We start from the raw sequence: 24,129 nt of genomic DNA on the forward strand, positions 1-24,129 counted from the left end.
GCACGCCCTGGACACCCCGCACCGCACGAGCGGCGGCGGTCGCCGGTACTCCCCGCGCGACGTCGAGCTGCTCCGCGAGGTGCAGCGGCTCTCGCAGGACGAAGGCGTCAACCTCGCCGGGATCAAGCGCATCATCGAACTGACCAACCACGTCGAGGCACTGCAGCAGCGTGTCTCGGAGATGTCCGCCGAGATAGCGCAATTGCGCTCGGCGCGGCGCGATCTGGTGCCGATTCCGCGCAGCAGTGCGCTGGTGGTGTGGAAGCCGCGCCACCAGCGCGACCGATCCTGACCGGATACTCTCCCGCACAGCGAGACGAACCACCCCGTACACCCCGCTTCCGGCTTATTGTGACGCGTTCCACATCACGTACCAGCGGAAGGCAGCAAGCATGGTGGATTGGGCGGAAGAATGCGACGTACTCGTCGTCGGATCGGGTGCCGGCGGGTGCAGCGGTGCATACACCGCAGCGCGTGAAGGCCTGTCGGTCACTCTGGTCGAGGCATCCGAATACTTCGGTGGTACCACCGCGTACTCCGGTGGCGGCGGTGTCTGGTTCCCGACCAACGCGGTGCTGCGGCGCGCAGGCGACGACGACACCATCGAGGACGCGCTGACCTACTACCACGCGGTCGTCGGCGATCGCACTCCCCGTGAGCTGCAGGACGCGTACGTCCGCGGCGGTGCGCCGCTGATCGACTACTTCGAGTCGGACGACAACATCGAGTTCATGTTGCTGCCGTGGCCGGACTACTTCGGCAAGGCGCCCAAGGCCCGCGCCCAGGGGCGGCACATCGCCCCGAAGCCGCTGCCGATCGCCGATGATCCCGAGCTCAACGAATCGATCCGCGGACCGCTCGGCCGCGAGCGCAACGGCGAACCGCTGCCCGACGTGCTGATCGGCGGCCGGGCGCTCGTCGGCCGGTTCCTCATCGCCATGCGCAAGTACCCGAACGTGCAGTTGCATCGCAACACCCCGCTCGAGGAACTCGTGGTCGACGACGGCGCCGTGGTGGGCGCGATCGTCTCGAACAACGGGGAGCGGCGCGCGATCCGCGCTCGCAAGGGTGTCGTGCTCGCTGCCGGCGGTTTCGACCAGAACGACGAGATGCGCAGCAAATACGGGGTTCCCGGCGCGGCCCGCGACTCGATGGGGCCGTGGTCGAATCTCGGCAAGGCGCATCAGGCCGGTATCGCGGTGGGCGCCGACGTCGATCTGATGGGGGAGGCGTGGTGGTCACCGGGTCTGACCCACCCGGACGGACGCTCCGCGTTCGCGTTGTGCTTCACCGGCGGCATCTTCGTCGACCAGGACGGCAAGCGCTTCACCAACGAGTACGCGCCGTACGATCGTCTCGGCCGCGATGTGATCGCGCGCATTGAGAGCGGCGAGATGACGCTGCCGTTCTGGATGATCTACGACGATCGCGGTGGCCGGGTCCCTCCGGTGGGCGCGACGAACGTGCCCGTGGTGGAAACCGAGAAGTACGTCGACGCCGGGCTGTGGAAGACCGCCGACACGATCGCCGGGCTCGCCGAGCAGATCGGGGTGCCGGTCGAGGCGCTCGAAGCGACCGTCGCGCGGTTCAACGAGCTGGCAGCGAAGGGTGTCGACGACGACTTCGGCCGCGGCGACGAACCGTACGATCTCGCGTTCACCGGTGGCGGCTCGGCGCTGGTCCCGATCGAGCAGGGACCGTTCCATGCCGCGCAGTTCGGCATTTCCGACCTCGGCACCAAGGGCGGGCTGCGCACCGACACGGTCGGACGGGTCCTCGACACCGCGGGAGCACCGATCGCCGGCCTGTATGCGGCCGGTAACACGATGGCAGCGCCGAGCGGCACCGTCTACCCGGGCGGCGGCAATCCGATCGGTACGAGCGCGCTGTTCGCGCACTTGGCGGTCAAGGATGCGGCGACGCGTTGATCCCCGCGTGACCGGACGTCGCCCCGGGTCTCCACCGACCGGTGCGACGTCCGGCTGCACGCTCCAGGTTCGCGTGTCCCAGGTTTCCGTGCTTCAGGATTCAGGGCCGGGCGACGGTGAAGGTCACGTTCATGTACGGGTAACTGTCGTCGACCCGGGCGTCGACCGTGTAACCGTGCCGGTTGGCGCCGTCGATGCGCGTGCCGTCCGCGTTGGCGACACCGGTGCCGTGGTTGTTCGCCATCAGGACCACGCTCGCGTCTCCCGGCATCGTGTAGCTCACCTGCACACCGAAGCCGCGGCGGTCGGAGCTGGCGGCCGTGACCTGCTGCGTCGTATGCGCCGGTACAACCGTCGCCGGCTCGTCGACCCAGCGCCCGTACGGGTTGCTGTGTGTGTCGAAGACCATCGGAGCGTCGCTGTCGTTCTCGACGGTCATCGCGATGGTCGGAACGTCGGTGGGCAGCGTCTCGCTGCTCGCCGTCGCCGGGGCGCCGAGAGCGACGGCAGCGGTGAAAGCGAGGCCGGCAAGGGCCCGCGTGCGGTGTCTCATCGTCCTCCTAGGGGCTGAGGTCGGTGAACTTTCATCCGACCGGCCGTCGAAGTGTACCGGCCGGTAGGGAACTATGGCAGGACCGTGACCGAGTTGCCGCCGTACGCGAAACGGCAGTCTCAGGCGGGTACGAGTTCGCTGACCTCGGCCACCAGTTCCAGCGACCGCAGCCAGGCGTCGCGGCCCGGCGCCGACGACACCACGATCAGCTCGTCGGCCTGGGCGCGCTCGGTGAACCGATCGAGGTAGTCGCGCACCTCGCCGGGTGTGCCGACCGCCGTGTACCGCAGCATCGTGAGCACCTGCTGACCGGCGGGGGAGTCGAGCAGCAGGTCGATCTCCTCGTCGGTGAAGGTGCGGCCGCGGCCGACCATCTGCACGACACGGGCCCGCTTGGTGGCCTCGAACAGTGCCCCGGCCTCCTCGGTGGTGTCGGCGGCGATCACACCCACGCCGGCGATGACGTACGGCTCGGGGTGCTGCTCCGACGGCTGGTACTCGCGGCGGTACAACTTCACCGCGTCCTCGAGGGCCTGCGGCGCGAAATGCGATGCGAACGCGTACGGAAGACCCAGCAACGCAGCAAGTTTCGCGCCGAAGAGGGAAGAGCCGAGAATATAGAGCGGAACGTCGGTGCCCTTGCCGGGAACCGCATCGACGCCGGGGATGCGCGAGTCGCCGCGCAGATAGGCCTGCAGCTCGAGCACGTCCTGCGGGAAACTGTCGGACGACGACGGATCGCGGCGCAGCGCGCGCATCGTCTTCTGATCGCTGCCCGGCGCACGTCCCAGACCCAGATCGATACGACCCGGATGCAGCGTCGCGAGGGTGCCGAACTGCTCGGCGATGGTCAGCGGCGAATGATTGGGCAGCATGATCCCGCCCGCACCCAGACGGATCGTCGAGGTGTGCGCCGCGACGTGCGCGATGAGCACACTCGTCGCCGACGACGCGATGGTCGGCATGTTGTGATGCTCGGCGTACCAGATGCGCCGGTACCCCCACCGCTCGGCGAGCTGCGCCATCTTCACACTCGCAGCGAAACTGTCGCGGGCGGTCTCGCCCTTGCCGATGTGTGCCAGGTCGAGGATGGAGAGGGGAACGGTCACCGAGAATCCTTCGCGTCCGGGCCCGGCACCGGCCGCCGGGCACACCTGGGTGCAACGAGGCCGAGCCGGGCTCTATTCCGGATTCGCGTTACATGCGTGAGTAGTGGCCGTATTCGCCGCGGTAGAACAGCAGCGGCCCGCCGTTGTGCAGCGTGGTCAACCCCGTGACACGGGCGATGACGATGGTGTGGTCACCGGCGTCCACCTCGTTCTCGATGGTGGCTTCGACCCGGGCCAGTGCCCCCTCGATCGCGGGCGCGCCGTTGTCGCCCGGTGCCCAGCGGATCCCGCGAAACTTGTTGCCGCCGCTCACGGCGAACGCCGCGCACAGGGTGCGCTGGCTTTCGGCGAGCACGTTGATGGCGAACGTGCCGATCTCCCGGATCTTCGGCCATGTCGTCGAGGTCCGGGCCGGGCAGAACGAGACCAGCGGCGGGTCCAGCGACACGGACGAGAACGACTGGCAGGCGAAGCCGAGGGGATCGCCGCCGTCGAGTGCGGTGATGACCGTGACACCCGTGCAGAAGTTGCCCATCACGTCGCGCATCGTCCTCGGATCGAGCACAGTGTGTTCCGCCGCCATGTAGTTTCCTCTCGCCGATCGGTTGCCTCCAGTGTCCGCTACACCCGCGGCCTGCCGCGAGCGGCCTCCCGCTGAGCGGCCGTGCATCGGTCTCGCAGCACTGCGACGAGGCCGGGAGTCTGCCCTACGAGAACCTCCCGATCAACGGGAAGCCCGGCACGTGGGTGGATGGTGCCGCCGTAACGTCGCGCCCATGCCAGGTACCGACACCGACACGACCGACTCGTTCGCCCCCGCACCCGACGCGATCCGCGGGACCGTCGAGGCCTACCTCGCCGCGCTCCGCTCGGGTTCGTCGGCCGCCATCGTCGCGCTCTACGCCGACGACGCGACCCTCGAGGATCCGGCCGGCACCGCCCCGAAGGTGGGGCGGGACGCCATCGCACAGTTCTACAGCGCGCTCGACGGCTCGCCGCAGAAGGCGGAACTGCTGACGCTGCGCGTCAGCGGAGCGAGCGCGGCCTTCCACTTCCGGGTCACCTCACCGGTCGGCGACCACGAGTACGAGGTCGAACCCATCGATGTGATGACGTTCGACGAGCAGGCGCGCATCACCAGCATGCGGGCCTACTGGTCCTCCGAGAATCTGCGTCAGCTCTGACCCCGCATCCCTCGACGAACGGAGAAGCAGTGACCGACACTCTTGCCGGACTCACCCTGACGCCCGCGGAACAACTCGTGGCGCTCGAGGAGATCAAGAAGGTGTTCGCAGCCCGACTGCGCATCATGGACAACAAGCAGTGGGATCTGTACCCGACGCTGCACACCGACGACGTCGTCAGTGAAACCTTCCACGACGCCACCGACGACCACAGTCATCTCCCGCCCGCGCAGCGGCCGGGAGCCGTCGTGGGTGGGGAGGCGCTGAAGAACATGATCCGGACGTTCCTGGACGGCCCGGTCTCGGTGACCACCGCCCACCACGGCCACAACCCGGAAATCACGCTCACCTCGGATACCACGGCCACCGGCATCTGGGCGATGGAAGACGTGCTGTGGTGGACCAACGGTGATGTGGAGGAACACCTGCACGGTTGGGGTCACTACCATGAGGAGTACCGCAAGGTCGACGGGACGTGGTTGATCAGCTATCGAAACCTCACTCGGCTTCGGGTTGATCACACGCCGGCGTTCTACTCCTACCGAGGGAAATAGCCGACTGTCGTATTCGTGAACGAATCAGGGCCGAGCAGTTCACTGCCCGGCCCTGATTTCTATCCGTCAGTGCACGAGAGTGGGTGCCGCCAGTACACAGCGGGTGCCGGTGAAGATCGTGGGCATGCACTTGTTGCAGTGGATGCACAGGGAGCGGTGGCCCTGGTCGTCGGCGATCCGGTTGACCAGGTCGGGTTCGCGCAGCAACGCCCGTGCCATCGCGACGAACTCGAAGCCTTCGGCCATGGCCGTGTCCATCCCGGCGCGGTCGGTGACACCGCCGAGCAGAACGAGCGGCATCTTCACCGCCGCGCGGATCTGGCGAGCCTGTTCCAGCATGAACAGGGGTTGATAGGGATACGATTTGAGGAAGTGCTTGCCCACCAGTTTCATTCCGGTGCGGACGGGTTCACGCATCACCGCGGCGAACTCGCGCAGGGGTACGTCTCCCTTGAACAGATACATCGAATTGAGCAGCGAACTACCCACAGTGAGTTCGATGGCATCGAGTGAGCCGTCCTCCTCGAGCCATTGGGCGACCTGCACCGCCTCGTCGAGCCAGAAGCCGCCCGGCACACCGTCATCCATGTTCAGCTTCGCAAGGATCGCGATTTTGCCGCCGACGGCTTCGCGAACCGTGCGTGCAGTCTCACGCACCAGGCGGGCGCGGTTCGCCAGCGACCCGCCGTACTCGTCGTTTCGCTTGTTGATCTTCGGGCTCAGGAACGAGCTTGCGAAATAGTTGTGACCGAAGTGGATCTCGACCGCGTCGAAGCCCGACTCGACCGCGAGGCGGGCGGCATTCCCGTGGGCCAGACGGATCCGTTCGATGTCGTGGAGTGTCGCTCCATGAACAGTGCGCATACTGAGTGGGTTGAGTTGACGAGACGGGCCGAGTGCCGACGACCCGTTGCTTGCACCGTTGGCCACGGGGCCGGCATGCCCGAGTTGAGCTGAGGCCGCAGCACCCTCGGCGTGGATCGCGTCGGTGAGTCGCCGCAGGCCGGGGACCGCTTCAGGGCGCATCCAGAGCTGATCCGCCTCTGTCCGGCCCTCCGGTGCGACAGCGCAATACGCGACCGTGGTCATGCCGACGCCTCCGGCCGCCGGACGACGGTGATACTCGATGAGATCGTCGGAGACCAGCGCACCGGGAGTGGCGGCTTCGAATGTTGCGGCTTTGATGATGCGATTGCGCAGTGTGATCGGACCCAGCTGTGCGGGTGCGAGTACGTCGGGGATGTCACGGGGGGTCACGATGTCTCCTTGTCGGGCGGCCGGGCATCAGGTGCCTGCGGAAGCTGGGCGTCGGCTTCGGACACCGGCACGGCTTCTTCTGTGGGGACGCTGGGAAATGCCGGGTCTGCCGACGCTATCCGCGTCGAGGTGGTGATGAGGGGTGTCCATCCCGCGTAGCGGGAGATTCGTGACGCTGGATGCTCACCGTCGTTGTTACGCTTTCGTAGTGTCAGAATCCGGTGCCGACCAGTATCCCGCCCTGCCCGCCACGAGTTGGGCTGTCCTGGGCATGCTGTCGTTCGGCGAGGAACTCACCGGCAACGACCTGAAGAAATGGGCTGATTGGAGCATCGGGTTCTTCTACTGGAGTCCGTCCGTCAGTCAGGTCTATGCGGAACTGAAGAAGCTCGAGAAACTCGGATTCGTGCAGTCCCGGGTGGTGAGTGAGCCGGGTACACGCGGCCGGCGGGTCTACGCGATCACCGAGTCCGGCATCGACGCGGTACGCACGTGGTCGCGTGAGGCGCCCGTGGAGATACCGGTGCTCAAACACGGTGTCATGCTGCGGATGTACATGGGGCATCTCAACGACCCGGAGCAGCTGAAGGCGATTGTGCGCGACCACATCGTCAATCTCGAAGACAAGTTGCGCCGAGCCGGCGAACACGCCGAACACTCCGATCGTGAGCCCGGATGGGGGTTTTCACAGATGAGCCTGCGATGGGCCGAACGATACTTCGAGGCCGAAATCGAGCTGTCGAGGCAACTTCTCGACGACATCGATGAAGCCGCAGATCGTTTTGCTCGCAGTGACATCGGCGAGTTCGGTATGCCACTTCCGCAGAATCCGGGAAGCTGGAAAGGCGTGTCGGACGGGTCGGATCGAGACCCGTCCGACGACGCGGGATGCGCCGAGCAGTAATTGTCGGGCGCCCGCAACGGCTGCCTGTCAGGCGTATTGGGGCTCTCGTGCGCTGGGGGCCATGCGCAGGGGCAGGCGGCGCTGGAGTGTCGGAGCGACGTGGTTGCGGTCGAGCTTGCGCCAGATCGCGGTGGCGGTCATCCGAACCGGTGCGGTCAGGCGATGGTCGAAACGCAGGTGAGGCAACGGTCCGCACACGGATACTGCTGCGACCGCGGAGCCGATGGGGCCGATGGGAACTGCGATACAACCGAACCCGGGTAGGGATTCTTCTCTCTCGTAGGCGATCCCGTGCTCCCGGATGTCGTCGTAGGCGTCACCGGGTGTGCCCGAGTACGCCAGAAGCGATTTGCCGAGCGCAGTGGTGTCTGCCCGGCGCCGGCCACCGATGCGGGTGGGCACGACCGTGGCCAGTCGCCCACCGAGCTTTTCGAGATAGACGAGATCGTCCCCGTCGAGGACTGCGAGGTGGACGACGAATCCGGTGACACGGTGGAGTTCCTGCAGGTGCGGTAGTGCAGTGGTGTGCAGCCTGTCCTGGTGGACGGCGAGTGAGCCGAGTTCCATCAGGCGTAACCCGAGGGTGTAGTCACGACCTTCGCGGTGGAGCCAACGCATCGATACCAGTCGCTCGAGCATGCGGTGGGCAGAAGAACGGGGGAGACCCGTTCGGCGCACGATCTGGGCGAGAGTGAGACGGCCTGGGCCGTCGAACGCGTCGAGTACGAGACCGACGCGCTCGAGGACTGCGCTGGGTGTCGTGTGGTCGACTCCGACTTGGATCGTCATAGTTGCTCCTACAACCGCGGCGCCTGTGAGCGCGTACACGTGGGTGTTTCGATTAGGAATAGTGCCACATGCGCTCACCGTTGTGAAGCAGGTCACGAGAAGTGCCTGCCGAAGTTCGCGATCCACCGCGCCGATCTCCGACGTTCAGTCGGTGTGTCGAGCCGCGTGGGCTCCCGTGATCCGGCCGAACACGATCGCATCGGCGATGTGGAAGCCTCCGTCTTTCGCCCAGCTGAACGTCGAACTGACAGTCGACCGTGCCCGAGTAGCCCGTCGACGCAGTGCAATCCGCCGTGGCATTCGCTGCCCGGCAATTCCGGATACTCCGCGCCTGCGGAGTTGTAGTCGCCGTGGGGGCCACTGCGACACCGAGCGACTCCACCCACGCAGACACCTCTCGGGAGCCGTGTGCCCATGCCAGAACGACGGACTCGGGCAATGCCCCGTCGCCGCACAGCGCGCGGAGATACACCGCTACACGCTCGGGATCATCGTGGTGGAACCAGCCACCACCGGATACTCGCGTGTTTCCCCCGGCTTCGGTGGCCGCCGTCTTCTCCAGTACGACGACGGTGGCGCCTGCGTCGTGGGCCGTCAGTGCAGCGGCGCAGCCGGCGGCACCCATGCCGATCACCACCACATCCACGTGCTCGGTATCGCGGTTCTCCGCGTGTGATTCAGAATTTCGGGGCATCGTCGTCTCCTCGGCGTGTCGGGAGGGGCGCCGGATAGCGCCGCCCGTGGGAACGCTGTGTGCGTGGTCAGCCGGAATGTGCGAACCGGGCGGCGACCAGAGCGCCGACCTCCGTCATCGCGGCGCGAGCGCGGGCCAGGGCGTAGGTCTGCATGAAGAATCCGTGCCCGACGCCCGGGTAGCGGATGATCGCCGTCGACACGCCGGCTTCCTGCAGACGCCTCCCGTAGTCCTCGACCCCGTCACGGAGGGGGTCGGCGTAGCCACAGACCACGACGGCCGGCGGGAGGTTCGTGAGATCTTCGGCAAGAACAGGCGTTCCGTATTCATCGTCCGCGGCGGGATCGTCTCCCAGATACAGGGATTTCATCCAATCGATGTCGTCGGCTCGAAGAAACGGGCTGTCGCCGAAGCGCCGCATAGACGGGCGGTCACAGCGACGCTCGAGGCCCGGGTACACCAGGATCTGCTGTGCGATGTGAGGACCGTTGTCGTTCCGTGCCCGCAGGGCGGTAGCCGCTGCCAGACCACCTCCGGCGCTGTCCCCACCGACCCCGATACGCGTCGGGTCCACACCTCGATCGTGTGCACTGTCGTGTAGCCACTGCAGTGCGGCATAGGCCTCGTCGTGGGCGACCGGATACCGGTATTCGGGTGCGAGCCGGTATTCGACGTTGATCACCACGGCCCGTGTCGAGTCTGCGACTTCACGCGCGAGAAGATCGAACGAGTCGAGCGTGCCCATGATCATGCCTCCGCCGTGAAACCAGAGCAGCGCGGGAGCATCGTGTTCCGGTGTGGAGTGAGGGCGGTAGATGCGCACCGGAACGACGCCGTGGGGGCCGGTGAATTCGACGGCCTCCACCGAACGCATCTCGGGGCCGGGCGGCCGGGTGATCGACTCGAGTGATCGGCGGGCGCTGTCGATTCCTCTGTCCTGCAGGGAGCCGCCGCGGCGCGCGCGGATTGCTTCGACCAACTGCAGGGCGTCGGGGTCGTAGACGTCGTCGGGTGAGGGAGCAGTGCCGGGAGAGACGGCCATCGTGTCGATTCCTCCACGTTCCAGACGATGCACGGCGGGTGACCGTGCTGCGGATGTGCTTCACGGTTCATCGTCGACATCGAATCGGTCCGAATGAAGGTGTCGTCCCACTGAGCGTGACGAAGAGTTCTGCTGAGGTAGCCGACCGCTGGCCGGGAGACAGGGTTTCGGACCGCTCGACAGCGGACCTAGCGTGACGTCGCACCACGACGAGGAGACCGACATGTCATTGCACCCTGAAGCTGCGTCCATGCTGGAAGCCCTGAACTCCGGATTTCCCGACGTCACGACGGTTCCACCTCCGGAGTTGCGCGACGTCATCCGTAGCAGGCGCGCGCCGCTCCAGCATCTTCCTGCCATGCGCGAGGTGCACGACCTCACCATCGACGGCCCGGGCGGAGCCCTGGCGCTGCGTATCTATCGCCCCGAGAGCACCGAGCCCGAACTCCCGGTGGTCGTGTTCGCGCACGGCGGCGGATTCGTCTTCTGTGATCTCGACAGCCATGACGAATTCTGTCGCTCGATGGCCGAAGGAGTGGGTGTCGTCGTCGTGTCCGTCGACTACCGGCTTGCGCCTGAACATCGGGCACCCGCCGCGCACGAGGACATGTACGCTGCGCTCGAGTGGGCTGCCGACAACGCCACCACTTACGGTGGTGATCGGTCACGGATCGTGCTCGCGGGCGACAGTGCCGGCGGCAATCTCGCCGCGACGGTCGCGATTGCGGCTCGCGACAACGGCGGACCAGCCGTGTTCGGTCAGGCGCTGTTCTACCCGGTGATCGACGACGATTTCGACACCGAGTCGTACCGGAAATTCGGGTCGGGGTACTACAACACGACCAAGGCGATGAAGTGGTACTGGGAGCAGTACGCTCCGGACGGTACCGACGATGCCCGAGTGGTCCCCACACGGACCGGATCCCTTGCCGGACTACCTGCGGCCGTGGTGATCACTGCAGAGCTGGATCCGCCGTGCTCTTCCGGTGACGACTATGCGGAACGACTTGCAGCAGCGGGGGTGCGGGTTCGTCATCGGCGATTCGACGGTCTCTTCCACGGGTTCTTGACGTTCCCTTCGCTGTCGCTGACCGAGTCTGCACGCCAGGAGATCTGGAAGATGATGCGCGGACTGTTCGACTGAGTCGTCCCGACCCGCAGTGGCCCTCGGACTGTCATCGACAGTCCGAGGGCCCTTGCACTATTCGACGACGATGTCGTCGACGGTGCAGAACGTGTGGCACACACGATCGCGCACCACCGACTCAGGGCATTCCGGGTCGAACCAGCGGTCGACGACACTCCAGTGGACGGGGTGGTTCAGGTACTGGCCCATGAGCGCCGCGCGGTCGGTGAACTCCTGTTCCCAGACGTGTGTCCACTCGGTGCTGCCGACGGAGTCGGTGACCCGGCTCAGGCGCCACGCGACGATCGAGGATATGTAGTCGGGCATCTTCAGCAGGTCGCGTTCGAATCGCTCCACGGCGTCGGCAGCGACGCTCGGATCCACTCGTATAAGCAACGCCCGGTAGAGTGTTCGCGGCTCGTTCAGTCGCGCCTGCGCGGGACGTGCGGGATATCCGACCCCGTCGACCCTGACTGTGATGGGACCTCGAAGCGCCGCGTCGAGTTCGACGGTGTGGCGGGCGGCGACCTCGGCCGAGGGGAAGTGAAGGTGGACAAGTGCATCCCCACCGTTGATCACTCCGGGAAGGGTCGGCGCGACGAGTTGCCGTAATGCACCGAGTTCCTTGACGGCGATTCGTACCGTCTCGATGTACTCGGCGCGATCCGAGGCGTCGGCGGCCTCGGCGAAGTGCACGACTCTGATCACGTTATACATCGGAAAGCCCTTCGACATCAGCAGACTCGGCGGCCATGGTGCGCGAGCGTTCGATGACCAGCTCGTCCATTCTCGACCACCACCGGCCCAGGTCGGGGTCCCGCCGGCCCTGTCGGGTCATCTGCCACCACGACTCGACGCCGTCCACGGTCCACGTGATGGTGACGACGTTGGTTTCGTCGTCGGACCAGATCGGTGGGCTCACGAGAATCCGATCGAGAGTCATCCCCCGTTCGTGCCCGCCCGGTGCGTACTCCTCGATGTATTTGTCGACGAACGCGCGCGCACATCCGGCTTTTGTGACCACGCGGTCGACCACGAATATCTTCTCGTCAGCCATATCGAAAACCCTATGGTCCGTCAGGGTGCCTTCGTAGGCGGTATCCCGCTTCGCGGGATGATTTTCTGATAGAAAAAGGCAGGTCCAGACGGATTCCGTATGGACCTGCCATGAAATGTCGTGTCACATTGCCGCGTGCGGTTCGGCACCCATCCTCGCCAGGTTCTCGTCTACCTCTTGCGTCCAGCTCGACACCGCCCGGGTTGTGTCGAGTTCGAATTCGAAACGCTTGGTCATGTCGCTCGTGACATCCTCGACGTCGACGTAGAACTGGCTGTACCAACGACGGAGCTGGTACACCGGTCCGTCTTCCTCGGACAGCAGCGGGTTGTCGATCGAAGTCTTGTTCTTCCAGATTTCGACATCCTGCTCGAAGCCGACCTCCACGCCCGCGGCGAACTGGGCGGCCATCTCATCGGCCTCGGCATCGGTCAGACCAGGGAGCTTCTTGACCATGGCGCCGTACTGCAGGACGAAGGAATCATTCGTCACGGGGTAGTGGCAGTTGATGAGCACTGTTTCGATCTTCTGGCCGCTCGATTCGTTCTCGAGCCAGTCGATCATGTACGAGGGGCCGAAGTACGAGGCATACGACTTGTTGGGAATGTCCGGGTTGCCGTAGTTGGTACCCAGTGCGATGTCCTGTCGCCCTTTCGAGTTCATCATCTGGGTGGCGACGTGTCCCTCGAACACGTTCTTGAAATAGACCGGGAACGCATAGTGCACGTAGAAGAAATGGGCCATATCGACGACATTGTCGACGATCTCGCGACAGTGCGAACCCTTGATGAGGATCGAATTCCACGTCCAGTCAGACCATTCCGACGAGCCGACACCCTCGATCTCCGGGATCGTCACGTCCGGCGGGGGCGGATTGCCCTGCGGGTCGTGCCAGACGAACAGCTGCCCGTTGCGCTCGAGGGTGAGCCACGCGCGTGTCTTCGCCAGCGGCGGTACGCGGCGAGCGTAAGGAATATCGGTGCAGCGTCCGTTGCCGCCCCACCGCCAATCGTGGAACGGGCACGCGACCGAGTCACCCTTGACCGTTCCCTGTGCAAGGTTGCCGCCCATGTGCCGGCAGTATGCATCGAGAACCTTCAACTGCCCCTTGCTGTCGGCGAAGATGACGAGGCTGGAGCCGAACGCGTCTACCTGATGTGGCTTTCCGTCCCGGAATGTCCGCGCAAGGCCGAGGCAGTGCCATCCCCGAGCGAACCGGGTGGGTGGTGCCGCTGCCTCGATCTCGCGTACGTCATCGGATCCGGCTTCGACTGTGCTCTGTGACATGAGTCCTCCGGCTGCAGATGGGGCGGTTGGTGTGATGATCGTCATGGTGATGGACTGTCCGGGCGGAAGAACAGAGAGCGTCCCGCTGGTCGGAACACTGCCGGATGCGGGGTTCCCGGTCAGGCGGGAGCGGTCGACATATCGGCACCGTCTTCGTCGCCCACCGTGTCTGCCACGGTGACCGCCTCAGGCTTCGGACGGCCGATGAACAGGCAGATGGCCGCCACGACCAGCGAACACAGGACGAACCATCCCACGGCAAGGTTGAACGACGTCAGGGTGGGCATCGTGGTTCCCGGGACGGTCCACATGGAGAGCATGACCGACACGATGGCCACGCTCACCGCCGAGAACGCCTGCCGGGCGGTGGCCAGCACGCCGGTCGTGACACTTGTGACGTCCTCGGGGACCGACTCGATGACGATCTTCGGGTAACCGGTGTATGCGAATGCCGTTGCGACGGCGGCGACAACGAAGACACCGATCATGACAAGCAGCGACTTGTGACCGACGAGGATCATGAGATTGGCGACGGCGAACAGGGCGGCCCCGATGAAGAATGCGGTGCGGCCGCCCCAACGTCCGGCGACCATCCCGGCTACCGGAGAAGCTGCGAACCCGACAATGGCACCGATGCCGCCGATGAGACCCGCAACGGTCGCGGACATCCCGAGGCCGACGGGCAGGGACGTCGGAGCCTGGATAACCATCGGGGTGACGATCTGCACGGCTCCGACCGGACCGAGGGCGAGTACCGACACCGCAATCAGATTGAGCGACATCTGCTTGGTGGCGAGTACCCGGAGGTTGACGAGGGGTTCTTGCTGATGCAGTTCCCACACTGTCCACACGGCCAGGATCGCGAGGCCGCCGATGATGAGACCGACGACACCGAAACTCGTCCAACCCCGTGTCGGTCCTTGGGTGATGCCGTACAGAAGTGCGATCAAGCCCGGCGTCAGCAGCGCGGCGCCCAGATAGTCGAATCGTGGAAGTTCTGTGCGTGTGTGGGTTCCGGGAAGGACGAGCCAGGCCACCACAGAACCCACGACGGCGAGAACGGCCGCAAAGACGAAGATCATGTGCCAGTCGGCCACATCGAGCAGTACCCCTGCGATGAAGTAGCCACCCGATCCGGCGAGAAGCGCCGCTCCGCTGATGTATCCGACGGCGAGGGACACCTTCCCTGAGGGCAACGCTTCACGTGCGAGGCCGTAACAGAGCGGAAGGATTGCGCCGGCAGCGCCCTGCACACCCCGGCCGATGATGACGGCTCCCATCGAATCGCCGAAGATGCCGATCACCGAACCGAGTGTCGATATCAGCATGGCGATGACGAGAACCTTCTTACGGCCGTACATGTCGCCGAGACGGCCGCCGACGAGCGCAGTGGTCGCGGCCACCAGCATGTAGGCAGTCACTGCCCACCCGGTCGTCGACGCCGGTGCATCGAAGATCTCGCCGAACCGGGGCAACGCGATGAAGATCATCCCGGCTTCGAATGCGCTCACACATTCCGCCAGGACCAGAGCGGCAATGACCGAGGCCGTTGATTTCGACGCCGTTGCGCCATCGAGGCGACCGGTGAACGACCGGGGTGAGGAATCGGACATCGATTGTTCTCCTGAGACGAGACGGGGGTGGTTCGCCGCCTGAGGCGGCGACAAGCTGTGGACGAAGGCGGATCACGCCGGCCGAACACGAGTTGATACGAGTGTCGGAGGTCACTGACGCGATCACCCCGTCCACGGACCACTGAGCGGGAGGTTATCTCCCCTCGAACATCCCGGCGGTGAGACCGTGCGGCACGTTGCGATGTCGTCTGTTGGAGGAGATTCACATGCTTGTAGACACCGTCCGTCCGATTCCCGAATCCGAGATCGCGGCGTGGGACGCCGACGCCGACGTCGTGATCGCAGGCTATGGGGTGGCCGGCGCCGCGGCCGCGATCGAAGCCGCGCGCGCGGGTGCCGAGGTGCTCGTGCTCGAGCGGTCAGGAGGTTGGGGTGGTGCAGCATCGATGGCGGGCGGGTTCATCTATCTCGGCGGTGGGACGCCGCTGCAGAAGGCCTGTGGATTCGACGACACGGTCGAGAACATGAAGGCGTTCATGAAAGCAGCACTCGGCCCCGCCACCGATGACGAGAAGATCGACGTCTACTGCGAAGGCAGTGTCGACCATTACAACTGGCTCGTCGAAGCCGGAGTGCCGTTCAAAGAAGAGTTCTGGGGGGAGCCGGGCTGGGAGCCGGGCGGCGACGAAGGGCTGATGTACTCCGGGGGAGAGAACGCAGCACCCTTCAAGGACCTGATTCCGCCCGCACCGCGCGGGCATCTTCCACAGATGGACAACAAGAAGACCGGGGAACGCGGCGGTGGTTACATGCTCATGAAGCCGCTCGTCGACACGGCCGAAAAGCTGGGTGTGAAAGCCGAATACGATGTTCGCGTCCAGACTGTCGTGGTGGACGAGGATGGTCGTGTGGTAGGCGTGGTCGCGCGACGGTACGGTCACCAGTTCACCGTTCGAGCACGCCGCGGTGTCGTGCTCGCGATGGGAAGCTTCGCGTTCGACGAAGACATGGTGCGCGACAATGCTCCGGTTCTCGTCGGCCGTCCGGGTTCCGCGATCGACGCACACGACGGCCGCGCGATCCGGATCGGGCAGGCACTCGGAGCGGCGACGGCCCACATGGATGCGGCAGAAGTCGCCGTCCATACCTCACCGCAGCTGATGACCCGAGGAATCATCGTCAATGCGCACGGTCAGCGATTCATCACCGAGGACACCTACCCGGGCAGAATCGGACAGGCGATGTTGTTCCACCAGAACAACGAGGCATTTCTGATCATCGACCAGCAGGCACACGATGAAGTGCTGAAGCTGGGATCGACCGGACTGCAACCGACGTGGGTGTGTGAATCCGCTGCCGAACTCGAGGCAGAGATGGGACTACCCGGCGGAGCGCTGACCTCTACGGTGAATGTCTACAACATGCACGCCGAGAACGGATCCGACCCACTGTTCTCCAAGAGCGAGAAATGGGTGAGGCCCATCGGAACGCCGATCGCCGCCTTCGATCTGCGGGGAATGACGAGTGGCTTCCCCTTGGGGGGATTGAAGACGACCGCGGATTCCGAAGTCCTCCATGTCTCGGGGGAGAAGATCCCGGGGCTCTTCGCGGCGGGGCGGTGCACCACCGGTGTCTGTGCCGGCGGTTATGCCAGTGGCGCCAGCCTCGGTGACGGCAGTTTCTTCGGCCGTCGCGCCGGTATCAGCGCCGCGCGCAGGTAGGGAAGCGACCCCCAACGCTCAGTCCGTACCTCCTTCCGGGGCGGCGTGGATATCGGTGTCCAACGGAGAGTGGCATGCGACGAAGTGCTCGGGACGGACCTCCCGCATCTGCGGTTCCGTCTCGGCACACACCGCAGCAGCGCGGGGACACCGCGTGCGAAACCGGCATCCGCTCGGCGGGTCGATGGGCGACGGCAGGTCGCCGGACAAGGTGATCTCCGCGGGCACTACATCGGGATCGGGTTCGGGGATCGCCGACAGCAGCGCCTTGGTGTACGGATGCAGCGGTTCGGCATAGAGCAGGTCGGGGGAGGCGACCTCGCATACCTTGCCTAGATACATGACCATGACTCTGTCGCTGACATTCTTGACCACAGCAAGATCGTGGGCGATGAACAACAGCGTGAGGCCATAGCGTTCCTTCATGTCCTCGAGGAGGTTGAGGATCTGGGCCTGTACCGATACGTCGAGTGCGGACACCGGCTCGTCACAGATCACCAGCTCGGGCTCCACCACCATGGCGCGGGCGATGGAGATTCGCTGACATTGACCACCCGAGAACTCGTGCGGTCGTCGGTCTCCCGCGACGTCCGGGTCGAGTCCGACAACGGAAAGAATGTCGTCGACCATCGATTGCTTCTCCGCGCGGCTGCGACCACCGGCCACATCGAGGCCCTCGGCGACAATGTGCCGCACCTTGCGTAGCGGGTTGAGGCTCGAAATGGGGTCCTGAAAGATCATTTGAAGGGTGCGCCGTGCCGATCGCAGTTCCCGAGGGGACATCGCGGCGAGGTCGACTCCCTTGAACTTCACCTCTCCCGATGTAGGTCGTGGGAGTTGCATGACGGCCTTGGCCACGGTCGACTTGCCGCAGCCCGATTCGCCTACCACACCGAGTGTTTCACCACGCTTGATGTCGAAGCTGACGTCCGATACAGCCTGCACCTTCCCGGCGCGCCCGGTGTCGTACTCCATGACCAGATTGCGGACGGTGAGCAGTAGGTCGTCGGCATCCGTCTCCCGCAGGTGCGCGGTTCCTGTTCCAGCCATCTAGAGCACACTCCTCGAGTCCACGGAAAGACCTGCGGCGGTCTGCCCTTCATCCAGATTGGTTGTCCATGCGTCGTCTCCAGCCGGTGTGCCGACGGGGAAGAAGCACGCGTGGCGGTGCCGATCTCCGGCGTTTCCTTCTGCGGTCAGCGTCGGCGTCTCCGTGAGACAACGCGGTCGGGCATGCGGGCAACGTTTCGCGAATGCACATCCCGGCGGTGGATCGATGACAGTGGGAGGACGCCCCGGAATTGCACGCAGCCGAGTGTGGCTGGGGTCGGAGATGCGCGGGATCGATCCCACCAGCGCACGCGTGTACGGATGGCGCATCTCCCGGAAGAGCACAGTGGTCGGGGCCTGCTCGACGACTCGCCCCGCGTACATCACGGCGATCTCGTCGGATCGCCCTGCGACGACCCCGAGATCGTGCGTGATGAGGACCATCGCCATGTCCTGTTCTCGCTGTAGGCGCTCGAGGAGCGAGAGAATCTGGTGCTGCACTGTCACGTCCAGTGCTGTTGTCGGTTCGTCGGCGATCAGCAGACGAGGAGAACACGCCAGTGCGAGGGCGATCACCACACGTTGACGCATTCCGCCCGACAAGTTGTGCGGATACTGTTTCAGTCGCTTGCGCGGTTCCGGAATACCGACCAACTCGAGCAGTTCCTCGGCCCGGGCCAGCGCATCGGATTTGCTCACCGGCAGATGACGACGCAGTGTCTCGGTGAGCTGTGCGCCGATCGTCAGTACGGGGGTGAGCGAGGTCATCGGGTCCTGGAAGACCATCGCCAGCTGCGCACCCCAGAGTTGGCGAGCCTCGCCGCGTCCGAGCGCGGCAGTGTCACGGCCTTCGAACTCGATGCGTGAGCCCGGTTGCACCACAGCACTGGGAGCGAGGATGTTCATCACTGCTCGCGACAACACAGACTTGCCGGATCCGGATTCGCCGACGATGCCGAGGGTGCGGCCCGGCACGACGTCGAGAGTGACTCCGTCGACCGCGCGCACCATGCCGCGCGGGGTGTCGAACCAGACCCGCAGGTCGGTCACCGACAACGTCGGTGCGTCCGCACCCTTTGGGCGCTGCAGTACCTGTGTCACAGCACCGGTGTCCTTTCCGTTGGCGGTCACAGCGACGACTCCCGGCCCACACGTCCGCGTGCCCAGTCACCGACACGGTTGAGGGCGAACACGGTAAAGAAGAAGAATGTGCCGGGTACGAGCACCAGCGCAGGATTTTCGTAGAGGCTTTCCCGCCCGGCCGCGATCATCCCGCCCCAGCTGGGCGCCGGCGGGGGAACGCCGAGACCGAGAAAGCTCAGTGAGCCTTCGGCGACGACGAGAGTGGCGGCGACGACGGTGGCGAAGGAGACCACCGGGAGCAGCGCGTTGGGCAGGATCTCGCGCCAGAGTATCCGGGCACTGGTTGCACCCATGGACTTTGCCGCGATGACGAATTCCCGCTCCGCGTAGGCGATCGTGTTGGCGCGGGCGATGCGGGCGAACGTGGGTGCCCCCACTGCACCGAGCCCGATTGCGAGCGTCACGGCGCTCGGTTCCCGCAGTGCGACGAGCGCGATCAGCAGAATGAGTGGTGGAAAGGCGAGGATGGTGTTGGTGGTCAGATCGAACACCACGTCGAATGCACGACGGAAGTAACCCGCGACAAGGCCTGCTGCCGTGCCGGTCACCATGGCAACCAGCGTTGCGCCGATCGCTACCGCCAGCGACACCCGGGCGCCGTACAGGGCACGACTGAGCTGATCGCGGCCGAGTTGATCGGTGCCGAGGATGTGCTCGGGATTCTGGAACGGCGGCAGGGAGTACAGGTCGCCGATCGCGTCCGGGGCCGGCAACGGCAGCAGGTCGACGAACACCGCTGCAAGCACGATCACCACCAGCCAGCATCCGCCGAGGAAGGCACCGATATCGCGTCGGCGACGGCGACGCCGCCTGGGCGGCGCAGTGTCGGCGGGCAACGGAGTGAATTCGTCGACGAGAGGAGTCTCGTCTGTCGGTTCCAACGTGGGAGTCGGTTGTTCTCCGACAACCGGCGCGGATTCGTCCAGGCTGCGGCTCACGAGGTCCTCACTCTCGGATCCAGAAGCGGATAGGTCAGGTCGACAAGGGCATTGAGCAACACATATGCCACAGCCACTACCAGCACGATTCCTTGAACCAGCAGAAAATCCCTGCCGGTGATCGCGGTGATGACCAGCGTGCCGAGCCCGGGAAGCGCGAACAACGTCTCCACGATCACCGTTCCACCGATCAGACGTCCGAGCGATACGCCCATCACGGTCAGAAGCGAAAACGCAGACGGACGAAACGCATGTATCAACAGGATTCGAGGGGTGGAAAGACCACGAGCGCGGGCGGATAGGACGAAATCCTGTTGCAAGGTGGCCACCATGTCGTTTCGGAGCAACCTGATGAACCCGACGGTCTCGACGGCGGCCAGTGTCACGACCGGCAGAACCAGCCCGCGCACGTGCGGTACGAAGCCTTCGGACACCGGTGTCCACCCGGTGACCGGCAGGGCTCCCAGGCTCACAGCGAAGACGAAGACGAGCAGCACACCGAGAAGGAAACTCGGAATCGACAGGGTGATCGAGCACAGGAACGTCGCGATGCGGTCGACGATGCCGCCGGGTCGATATCCCGAGTAGACGCCGACCGGGATCGCGATGAGCAGGGCGAGGACGATGGACAGCGTGGCCAGTTCGAGGGTGACGGGCAGGCGTTCGAGGATCGACTCGGTCACCGGTACCTGCGACTGCATCGAGCGTCCGAGATCGCCTTGTAGTGCACCGCCGAGCCACCCGAAGAATCGCTCCACCGGCGACCCGTCCAAGCCGAATCGTTCCTCGGCGGACGCACGCATCTCCGGAGTCGCACCTTCGGGGAGGACGGAGGCGAGGCGGTCACCGGGGATCGTCTCCAGCAGGACAAAGGTCGTCACACTCACCAGCGCGAGTACCGCAATAAGTTTCGCAATCTGGCGAGTTGCGGATTTGTACATCACTGCACCCAGGCCAGCTCAGGTCGAAACCAGTACTGGTACGCCGGTTCGACACCGTGAACGTTCGCCGGACTGATCAGGTCGGTGCGGGCATGGCGCCAGAATCGGTAGGCGTTGGTGTCGACCAGTTCGTTGATGGCGGTCTTGTATGCGTTCTCCACCGTTGCCGGGTCGTTCGAAGTGTGGGTGAGGTCGAGAGCCTCGTCGACGGTCGGGTTCGAGTAGCCCGAGTTGTTGGACGATCCTCCGGTTCGGAAGACCTTGTCGAGATTGTCGGGATGCGCGCCCCCCAGGCCACTGACGATCAGGTCGTAGTCTCCGGACATCATCGCGGTAGCAAAGGCCGCGCCCTCGAGCGGGACGATGTGCACGCGCAGACCGTCGACCTGCTGCAACTGGGACTGGATCAACTCGGCCGTCTGGCTCAACACCGGGCTTCCGGCAGTGAGAACGTAGGTCAGTTCGAGGTTGGCGCTGCCGGTGCGTGTGCGATAGTCGTCGATGAGCCGCTGCGCCCCTTCGACATCTCGCGCGGGCCATGCCGATGCCGGATCGTAGAGCGGGCTGTCCTCCGGTGTGAAGCCGGAAGCCGCTGGTTCGCCGGGATAGATGGCGTTCATGATCTGCTCGTTGTCGATCAGTTTCGCAATCGCGGTGCGCACATCGGGATCGGCGAGGGCACCACGGTGGCTGAGACGCACTCCGGTTCCTCCGAGCAGCGGTGCGTGGACGACGTTCATGCCGGCGCTCTCTGCTCGGTCGGCATACTTCTGCACAGTGACGGCCATGACGTCGACCTCGCCCGCCTGCAGAGCGTTGAAGCGCTGGTCGTCGGCGGGAATCGTCTTGAGTACGAGACGGTCGACGTAGGGCCGAGGCTGGTCCCAGTAGCCCGGATTGCGATCGAGAGTCATCTCCGTGCCACGTGCCCAGGAGGTCAGTGTGAAAGGTCCGGCGCCCACCGGGTTACTGCCGAAGTCGGGGCCTTTCTCTTTGATCGCGGTGGGGGAGGCGATATAAGCGAGAGCTTCGGTGAGGCCGAAATCGAGCTGATAGTTCACATTCTTCGCCGTGACCGAGAGCGTCGTCGGATCGACGACCTCCCAGTCGATGGTTCTGGCGACCGAGGCGCTCGGTGACAGCAACGCGGGATCGAGAGAACGGTCCCAGTTGAAGGCGACGGCGGCTGCGTCGAAAGGAGTGCCATCGGTGAACGTCAGGTCGGGCCGCAGCTTCAGGGTCCAGACCTTCCCGTCCTCGGTTGTGAACGACTCTGCCATTCCCGGCTCGATCTCACCGGTTTCGATGTCGTAGTAGAGCAGTGCGCCGTACACCGCCTGACACGGAGCTACGCCGATACCGATCGCGCAGGTCGCCGGATCAACCGATTGCGCTTCGGTGTTGAACGAATACGCGAGGGTGCCACCGCGTACGGGGTCACCGACGGGTCCCGCGGAGGACGACGCCTCACCACCGCAGGCGGATGTGAACAGGGTGATGACGGCACCGATGGCGACGGTCGCCGCCAGGCCGGGTCGAATTCTCACAGCGCACTCCTCGGTGAAACCGGTAGCTGGGTATTGTGCGGACAAAGGCCGAAGGCCGCGAGTGGATTAGGACACGTTCCGCAGCGGCACAAGAACTGTTTGTTCCACTGAGCGGGCGGGCGCATCTGCCACCCATGTCATTCCACCCGTCGGATTCATTGCTGCTGTAGTACGAATCAGCCGATCACACCGTCGCCGTCCAGCTCCGATGCCATGGCGTACACCGGATCGGTGCGGTCACCGCGCCCGGGCACGGGGCCCGAGCCGGGAGAGCCCGGCGGAATACCGATCTCAGTGATCAGTTCGGCGATCACTCGCCTTTCGGCGATGCGCCATACCCGATCCTCTCGCCGTTCGAATCGATCTACGTATCGACCGTGACCCACGAAGTTCCGTGATAGGCCATCTGCCGGATCTCCCCAGTGATAGGTCAGCACATAGGATTCCGCGACTGCCGCATCCCTCGACACCTCGCACAGGTGATTGGACATCACGTGCCGGGTTCCATGCATCTGTGCCAATCCCGGCCAGCACCACTCGATGAACTCGTCCACAGTGCCCGAGAAGCCGACATGATGGTCGATGGCATCGCTGTGGTAACACGCGCGAACCAGGTCGCGGTCCATTCGATCGATCCCACGGCAGTAGCGGAGGACCACGTCTCGGATTGCCTGACGATCGAGCAACTCCGAAAGGCCGACGTGTTCCTCTGTCATCTTCGTCATGGTCGGATTGTCGGCCTCGGCCCGATATCGGAGAACGTTCCGTTCTACACAGCGGTCACGGACGTGAAGGATTCTCATGTCCGCTGAATGGACCACTGTGTACCCCGTGTGGGAATCCCCACTCAGAATCTTCACTCATGCGACATGGAGTAGTGATTTTCACCAGTGACCGCGGGATCATGCCGGCGACATTGGCGAAGGCAGCCGAGGAGCGTGGCTTCGACACAATCTACGTTCCCGAGCACACCCACATCCCAGTGAAGCGGGAGGCGGCTCACCCCGGAACAGGAGATGCGAGTCTGCCCGATGATCGATACATGAGGACTCTCGATCCCTGGATCGCTCTTGCAACGGCAGCCCAGGTGACCGAGAAGATCGAGTTGTCCACGGCGGTGTGCCTCCCCGTGCAGCATGACCCGATCGCATTGGCCAAAACACTGGCAACCCTCGATTTCCTGTCCGACGGTCGAGTGAGTATGTGCGCTGGTTTCGGTTGGAACGCAGATGAACTGGAACATCACGGTGTGCCGTTCACGCGGCGACGCACGGTGTTGCGCGAGTACGTCGAAGCCATGCGCGCGCTGTGGACCGAGGATGAAGCAGCGTACGAAGGCGAGTTCGTCTCGTTCGGTCCGTCGTGGGCATGGCCGAAGCCGAAGCACCATATTCCCTTGATCATCGGCGCGGAGGCAGGCCCGAAGACGCTCGAGTGGATCGCGGCGCACGCGGACGGTTGGCTGAGCACACCACGCACCGACGATGTGGTCCTGCGAGCACACGAGCTCAATGACGCGTGGGAAGCTGCAGGTCGCAGCGGGAAGCCGATCATTCGTGCGCTCGCTCCTGAGGCCGACCGACTTGATGAGTACGAAGCTGCTGGTGTCACCGACGCATGCTGGGGCGTGGGTGACGGGTCGGAGGAACAGGCGATGAAGGTACTCGATGAGGTCGCCGGCAAGTTCGATCTATGAGTATCGTCATCGCGGTTCTCGCTGCTTGCGGGATC

Annotated in this window: 25 protein-coding genes; 8 read left to right on the forward strand and 17 right to left on the reverse strand. The window is 64.6% G+C overall.

Annotated features, from left to right (window positions below; all coding sequences use genetic code 11):
• Positions 1–292: MerR family transcriptional regulator (locus Q8814_RS02965; RefSeq protein ID WP_330150515.1), on the forward strand; the 292-nt coding region annotated here is incomplete at its 5' end.
• A gap of 100 nt (positions 293–392) precedes the next feature.
• Positions 393–1,928 carry an FAD-binding protein gene (locus Q8814_RS02970; protein ID WP_330150516.1) on the forward strand — a complete coding sequence of 512 codons (1,536 nt, stop codon included), beginning with the start codon at positions 393–395 and terminating at the stop codon, positions 1,926–1,928.
• 100 nt (positions 1,929–2,028) lie between these two features.
• On the opposite strand, the gene Q8814_RS02975 is transcribed toward Q8814_RS02970, so the two are convergent.
• The 3 genes from Q8814_RS02975 to Q8814_RS02985 all read right to left on the reverse strand — a co-directional run bounded on the left by Q8814_RS02975 (position 2,029) and on the right by Q8814_RS02985 (position 4,173).
• Positions 2,029–2,481: a hypothetical protein gene (locus tag Q8814_RS02975; protein WP_330150517.1), complete on the reverse strand. Its 453-nt coding sequence runs from the start codon at positions 2,479–2,481 to the stop codon at positions 2,029–2,031.
• A 119-nt stretch (positions 2,482–2,600) separates the two neighbouring features.
• Positions 2,601–3,590 carry an LLM class flavin-dependent oxidoreductase gene (locus Q8814_RS02980; RefSeq protein ID WP_330150519.1) on the reverse strand — a complete coding sequence of 330 codons (990 nt, stop codon included), beginning with the start codon at positions 3,588–3,590 and terminating at the stop codon, positions 2,601–2,603.
• A gap of 88 nt (positions 3,591–3,678) precedes the next feature.
• Positions 3,679–4,173 (reverse strand): flavin reductase family protein, encoded by a 495-nt coding sequence (locus Q8814_RS02985; protein WP_330150520.1) that lies wholly within the window; start codon positions 4,171–4,173, stop codon positions 3,679–3,681.
• A 193-nt stretch (positions 4,174–4,366) separates the two neighbouring features.
• Here Q8814_RS02985 and Q8814_RS02990 point away from each other — a divergent pair, with 193 nt between their 5' ends.
• Complete coding sequence (locus Q8814_RS02990; RefSeq protein WP_330150521.1) at positions 4,367–4,774, forward strand: nuclear transport factor 2 family protein; 408 nt, start codon at positions 4,367–4,369, stop codon at positions 4,772–4,774.
• Between the two features lie 29 nt (positions 4,775–4,803).
• On the forward strand, positions 4,804–5,328 hold the full coding sequence (locus Q8814_RS02995; RefSeq protein ID WP_330150522.1) for a nuclear transport factor 2 family protein: 525 nt from the start codon (positions 4,804–4,806) through the stop codon (positions 5,326–5,328).
• Between the two features lie 66 nt (positions 5,329–5,394).
• On the opposite strand, the gene Q8814_RS03000 is transcribed toward Q8814_RS02995, so the two are convergent.
• On the reverse strand, positions 5,395–6,585 hold the full coding sequence (locus tag Q8814_RS03000) for an NADH:flavin oxidoreductase (RefSeq protein ID WP_330150523.1): 1,191 nt from the start codon (positions 6,583–6,585) through the stop codon (positions 5,395–5,397).
• A 271-nt stretch (positions 6,586–6,856) separates the two neighbouring features.
• On the opposite strand from Q8814_RS03000, the gene Q8814_RS03005 reads away from it, so the two are divergent.
• Positions 6,857–7,489, forward strand: a complete 633-nt coding sequence (locus tag Q8814_RS03005) for a PadR family transcriptional regulator (RefSeq protein ID WP_330150568.1) — start codon at positions 6,857–6,859, stop codon at positions 7,487–7,489.
• A 27-nt stretch (positions 7,490–7,516) separates the two neighbouring features.
• On the opposite strand, the gene Q8814_RS03010 is transcribed toward Q8814_RS03005, so the two are convergent.
• From Q8814_RS03010 to Q8814_RS03020, 3 genes are all read right to left on the reverse strand, one after another.
• Positions 7,517–8,278 carry an IclR family transcriptional regulator gene (locus Q8814_RS03010; RefSeq protein WP_330150524.1) on the reverse strand — a complete coding sequence of 254 codons (762 nt, stop codon included), beginning with the start codon at positions 8,276–8,278 and terminating at the stop codon, positions 7,517–7,519.
• Between the two features lie 52 nt (positions 8,279–8,330).
• Positions 8,331–8,972 carry an FAD-dependent oxidoreductase gene (locus Q8814_RS26500; RefSeq protein ID WP_408015812.1) on the reverse strand — a complete coding sequence of 214 codons (642 nt, stop codon included), beginning with the start codon at positions 8,970–8,972 and terminating at the stop codon, positions 8,331–8,333.
• A 67-nt stretch (positions 8,973–9,039) separates the two neighbouring features.
• Complete coding sequence (locus tag Q8814_RS03020) at positions 9,040–10,014, reverse strand: alpha/beta hydrolase (RefSeq protein ID WP_330150526.1); 975 nt, start codon at positions 10,012–10,014, stop codon at positions 9,040–9,042.
• 223 nt (positions 10,015–10,237) lie between these two features.
• On the opposite strand from Q8814_RS03020, the gene Q8814_RS03025 reads away from it, so the two are divergent.
• Positions 10,238–11,158, forward strand: coding sequence for an alpha/beta hydrolase (locus Q8814_RS03025; RefSeq protein ID WP_330150527.1), 921 nt, complete (start codon positions 10,238–10,240; stop codon positions 11,156–11,158).
• 57 nt (positions 11,159–11,215) lie between these two features.
• Here the strand turns inward: Q8814_RS03025 and Q8814_RS03030 are convergent, their stop codons facing one another.
• The 4 genes from Q8814_RS03030 to Q8814_RS03045 form a co-directional block, all read right to left on the reverse strand.
• The gene (locus Q8814_RS03030) at positions 11,216–11,857 is read right to left on the reverse strand and encodes a Dabb family protein (protein ID WP_330150528.1); all 642 of its coding nucleotides are present in this window, start codon (positions 11,855–11,857) and stop codon (positions 11,216–11,218) included.
• Positions 11,850–12,197: a hypothetical protein gene (locus tag Q8814_RS03035; protein WP_330150529.1), complete on the reverse strand. Its 348-nt coding sequence runs from the start codon at positions 12,195–12,197 to the stop codon at positions 11,850–11,852. Before Q8814_RS03035 ends, Q8814_RS03030 begins: the two co-directional genes overlap by 8 nt.
• A gap of 123 nt (positions 12,198–12,320) precedes the next feature.
• Positions 12,321–13,484: a Rieske 2Fe-2S domain-containing protein gene (locus Q8814_RS03040; RefSeq protein ID WP_330150530.1), complete on the reverse strand. Its 1,164-nt coding sequence runs from the start codon at positions 13,482–13,484 to the stop codon at positions 12,321–12,323.
• 119 nt (positions 13,485–13,603) lie between these two features.
• Complete coding sequence (locus tag Q8814_RS03045; RefSeq protein WP_330150569.1) at positions 13,604–15,022, reverse strand: MFS transporter; 1,419 nt, start codon at positions 15,020–15,022, stop codon at positions 13,604–13,606.
• Positions 15,023–15,324: 302 nt separating this feature from the next.
• Between Q8814_RS03045 and Q8814_RS03050 the strand changes: the two genes are divergently transcribed.
• A complete protein-coding gene (locus tag Q8814_RS03050; RefSeq protein WP_330150531.1) occupies positions 15,325–16,779 on the forward strand; it encodes an FAD-dependent oxidoreductase in 1,455 nt (484 codons plus the stop codon).
• 18 nt (positions 16,780–16,797) lie between these two features.
• On the opposite strand, the gene Q8814_RS03055 is transcribed toward Q8814_RS03050, so the two are convergent.
• The 6 genes from Q8814_RS03055 to Q8814_RS03080 all read right to left on the reverse strand — a co-directional run bounded on the left by Q8814_RS03055 (position 16,798) and on the right by Q8814_RS03080 (position 23,123).
• Positions 16,798–17,829 (reverse strand): ABC transporter ATP-binding protein, encoded by a 1,032-nt coding sequence (locus Q8814_RS03055; protein WP_330150532.1) that lies wholly within the window; start codon positions 17,827–17,829, stop codon positions 16,798–16,800.
• Positions 17,830–18,918: an ABC transporter ATP-binding protein gene (locus Q8814_RS03060; RefSeq protein ID WP_408015815.1), complete on the reverse strand. Its 1,089-nt coding sequence runs from the start codon at positions 18,916–18,918 to the stop codon at positions 17,830–17,832. It lies immediately after the preceding gene.
• A 38-nt stretch (positions 18,919–18,956) separates the two neighbouring features.
• Positions 18,957–19,910 carry an ABC transporter permease gene (locus Q8814_RS03065; protein WP_330150534.1) on the reverse strand — a complete coding sequence of 318 codons (954 nt, stop codon included), beginning with the start codon at positions 19,908–19,910 and terminating at the stop codon, positions 18,957–18,959.
• The gene (locus Q8814_RS03070) at positions 19,907–20,851 is read right to left on the reverse strand and encodes an ABC transporter permease (RefSeq protein ID WP_330150570.1); all 945 of its coding nucleotides are present in this window, start codon (positions 20,849–20,851) and stop codon (positions 19,907–19,909) included. Before Q8814_RS03070 ends, Q8814_RS03065 begins: the two co-directional genes overlap by 4 nt.
• On the reverse strand, positions 20,851–22,398 hold the full coding sequence (locus Q8814_RS03075) for an ABC transporter substrate-binding protein (protein ID WP_330150535.1): 1,548 nt from the start codon (positions 22,396–22,398) through the stop codon (positions 20,851–20,853). The genes Q8814_RS03070 and Q8814_RS03075 overlap by 1 nt, the downstream gene beginning before the upstream one ends.
• A gap of 176 nt (positions 22,399–22,574) precedes the next feature.
• Positions 22,575–23,123 (reverse strand): nuclear transport factor 2 family protein, encoded by a 549-nt coding sequence (locus Q8814_RS03080; protein ID WP_330150536.1) that lies wholly within the window; start codon positions 23,121–23,123, stop codon positions 22,575–22,577.
• Between the two features lie 137 nt (positions 23,124–23,260).
• On the opposite strand from Q8814_RS03080, the gene Q8814_RS03085 reads away from it, so the two are divergent.
• Entirely contained in the window at positions 23,261–24,094 is an 834-nt protein-coding gene (locus tag Q8814_RS03085; RefSeq protein WP_330150537.1) for an LLM class F420-dependent oxidoreductase, read from the forward strand.
• The last annotated feature ends 35 nt before the right edge of the window (positions 24,095–24,129 follow it).

This window comes from Rhodococcus chondri (assembly GCF_036327435.1).
Classification (GTDB): Bacteria; Actinomycetota; Actinomycetes; order Mycobacteriales; family Mycobacteriaceae; genus Rhodococcus; species Rhodococcus chondri.

What these genes read in the sequence shown, in the direction of transcription:
- Q8814_RS02975 (WP_330150517.1), bottom strand. Translation starts at nt 2,481, where the DNA reads ATGAGACACCGCACGCGGGCCCTTGCCGGCCTCGCTTTCACCGCTGCC.
- Q8814_RS03020 (WP_330150526.1), bottom strand. Translation starts at nt 10,014, where the DNA reads ATGGCCGTCTCTCCCGGCACTGCTCCCTCACCCGACGACGTCTACGAC.
- Q8814_RS03035 (WP_330150529.1), bottom strand. Translation starts at nt 12,197, where the DNA reads ATGGCTGACGAGAAGATATTCGTGGTCGACCGCGTGGTCACAAAAGCC.
- Q8814_RS03025 (WP_330150527.1), top strand. Translation starts at nt 10,238, where the DNA reads ATGTCATTGCACCCTGAAGCTGCGTCCATGCTGGAAGCCCTGAACTCC.
- Q8814_RS03080 (WP_330150536.1), bottom strand. Translation starts at nt 23,123, where the DNA reads ATGACGAAGATGACAGAGGAACACGTCGGCCTTTCGGAGTTGCTCGAT.
- Q8814_RS02970 (WP_330150516.1), top strand. Translation starts at nt 393, where the DNA reads ATGGTGGATTGGGCGGAAGAATGCGACGTACTCGTCGTCGGATCGGGT.
- Q8814_RS02990 (WP_330150521.1), top strand. Translation starts at nt 4,367, where the DNA reads ATGCCAGGTACCGACACCGACACGACCGACTCGTTCGCCCCCGCACCC.
- Q8814_RS03085 (WP_330150537.1), top strand. Translation starts at nt 23,261, where the DNA reads ATGCGACATGGAGTAGTGATTTTCACCAGTGACCGCGGGATCATGCCG.
- Q8814_RS03040 (WP_330150530.1), bottom strand. Translation starts at nt 13,484, where the DNA reads ATGTCACAGAGCACAGTCGAAGCCGGATCCGATGACGTACGCGAGATC.
- Q8814_RS03050 (WP_330150531.1), top strand. Translation starts at nt 15,325, where the DNA reads ATGCTTGTAGACACCGTCCGTCCGATTCCCGAATCCGAGATCGCGGCG.
- Q8814_RS02985 (WP_330150520.1), bottom strand. Translation starts at nt 4,173, where the DNA reads ATGGCGGCGGAACACACTGTGCTCGATCCGAGGACGATGCGCGACGTG.
- Q8814_RS03005 (WP_330150568.1), top strand. Translation starts at nt 6,857, where the DNA reads ATGCTGTCGTTCGGCGAGGAACTCACCGGCAACGACCTGAAGAAATGG.
- Q8814_RS03010 (WP_330150524.1), bottom strand. Translation starts at nt 8,278, where the DNA reads ATGACGATCCAAGTCGGAGTCGACCACACGACACCCAGCGCAGTCCTC.
- Q8814_RS03030 (WP_330150528.1), bottom strand. Translation starts at nt 11,857, where the DNA reads ATGTATAACGTGATCAGAGTCGTGCACTTCGCCGAGGCCGCCGACGCC.
- Q8814_RS03070 (WP_330150570.1), bottom strand. Translation starts at nt 20,851, where the DNA reads ATGTACAAATCCGCAACTCGCCAGATTGCGAAACTTATTGCGGTACTC.
- Q8814_RS26500 (WP_408015812.1), bottom strand. Translation starts at nt 8,972, where the DNA reads ATGCCCCGAAATTCTGAATCACACGCGGAGAACCGCGATACCGAGCAC.
- Q8814_RS03055 (WP_330150532.1), bottom strand. Translation starts at nt 17,829, where the DNA reads ATGGCTGGAACAGGAACCGCGCACCTGCGGGAGACGGATGCCGACGAC.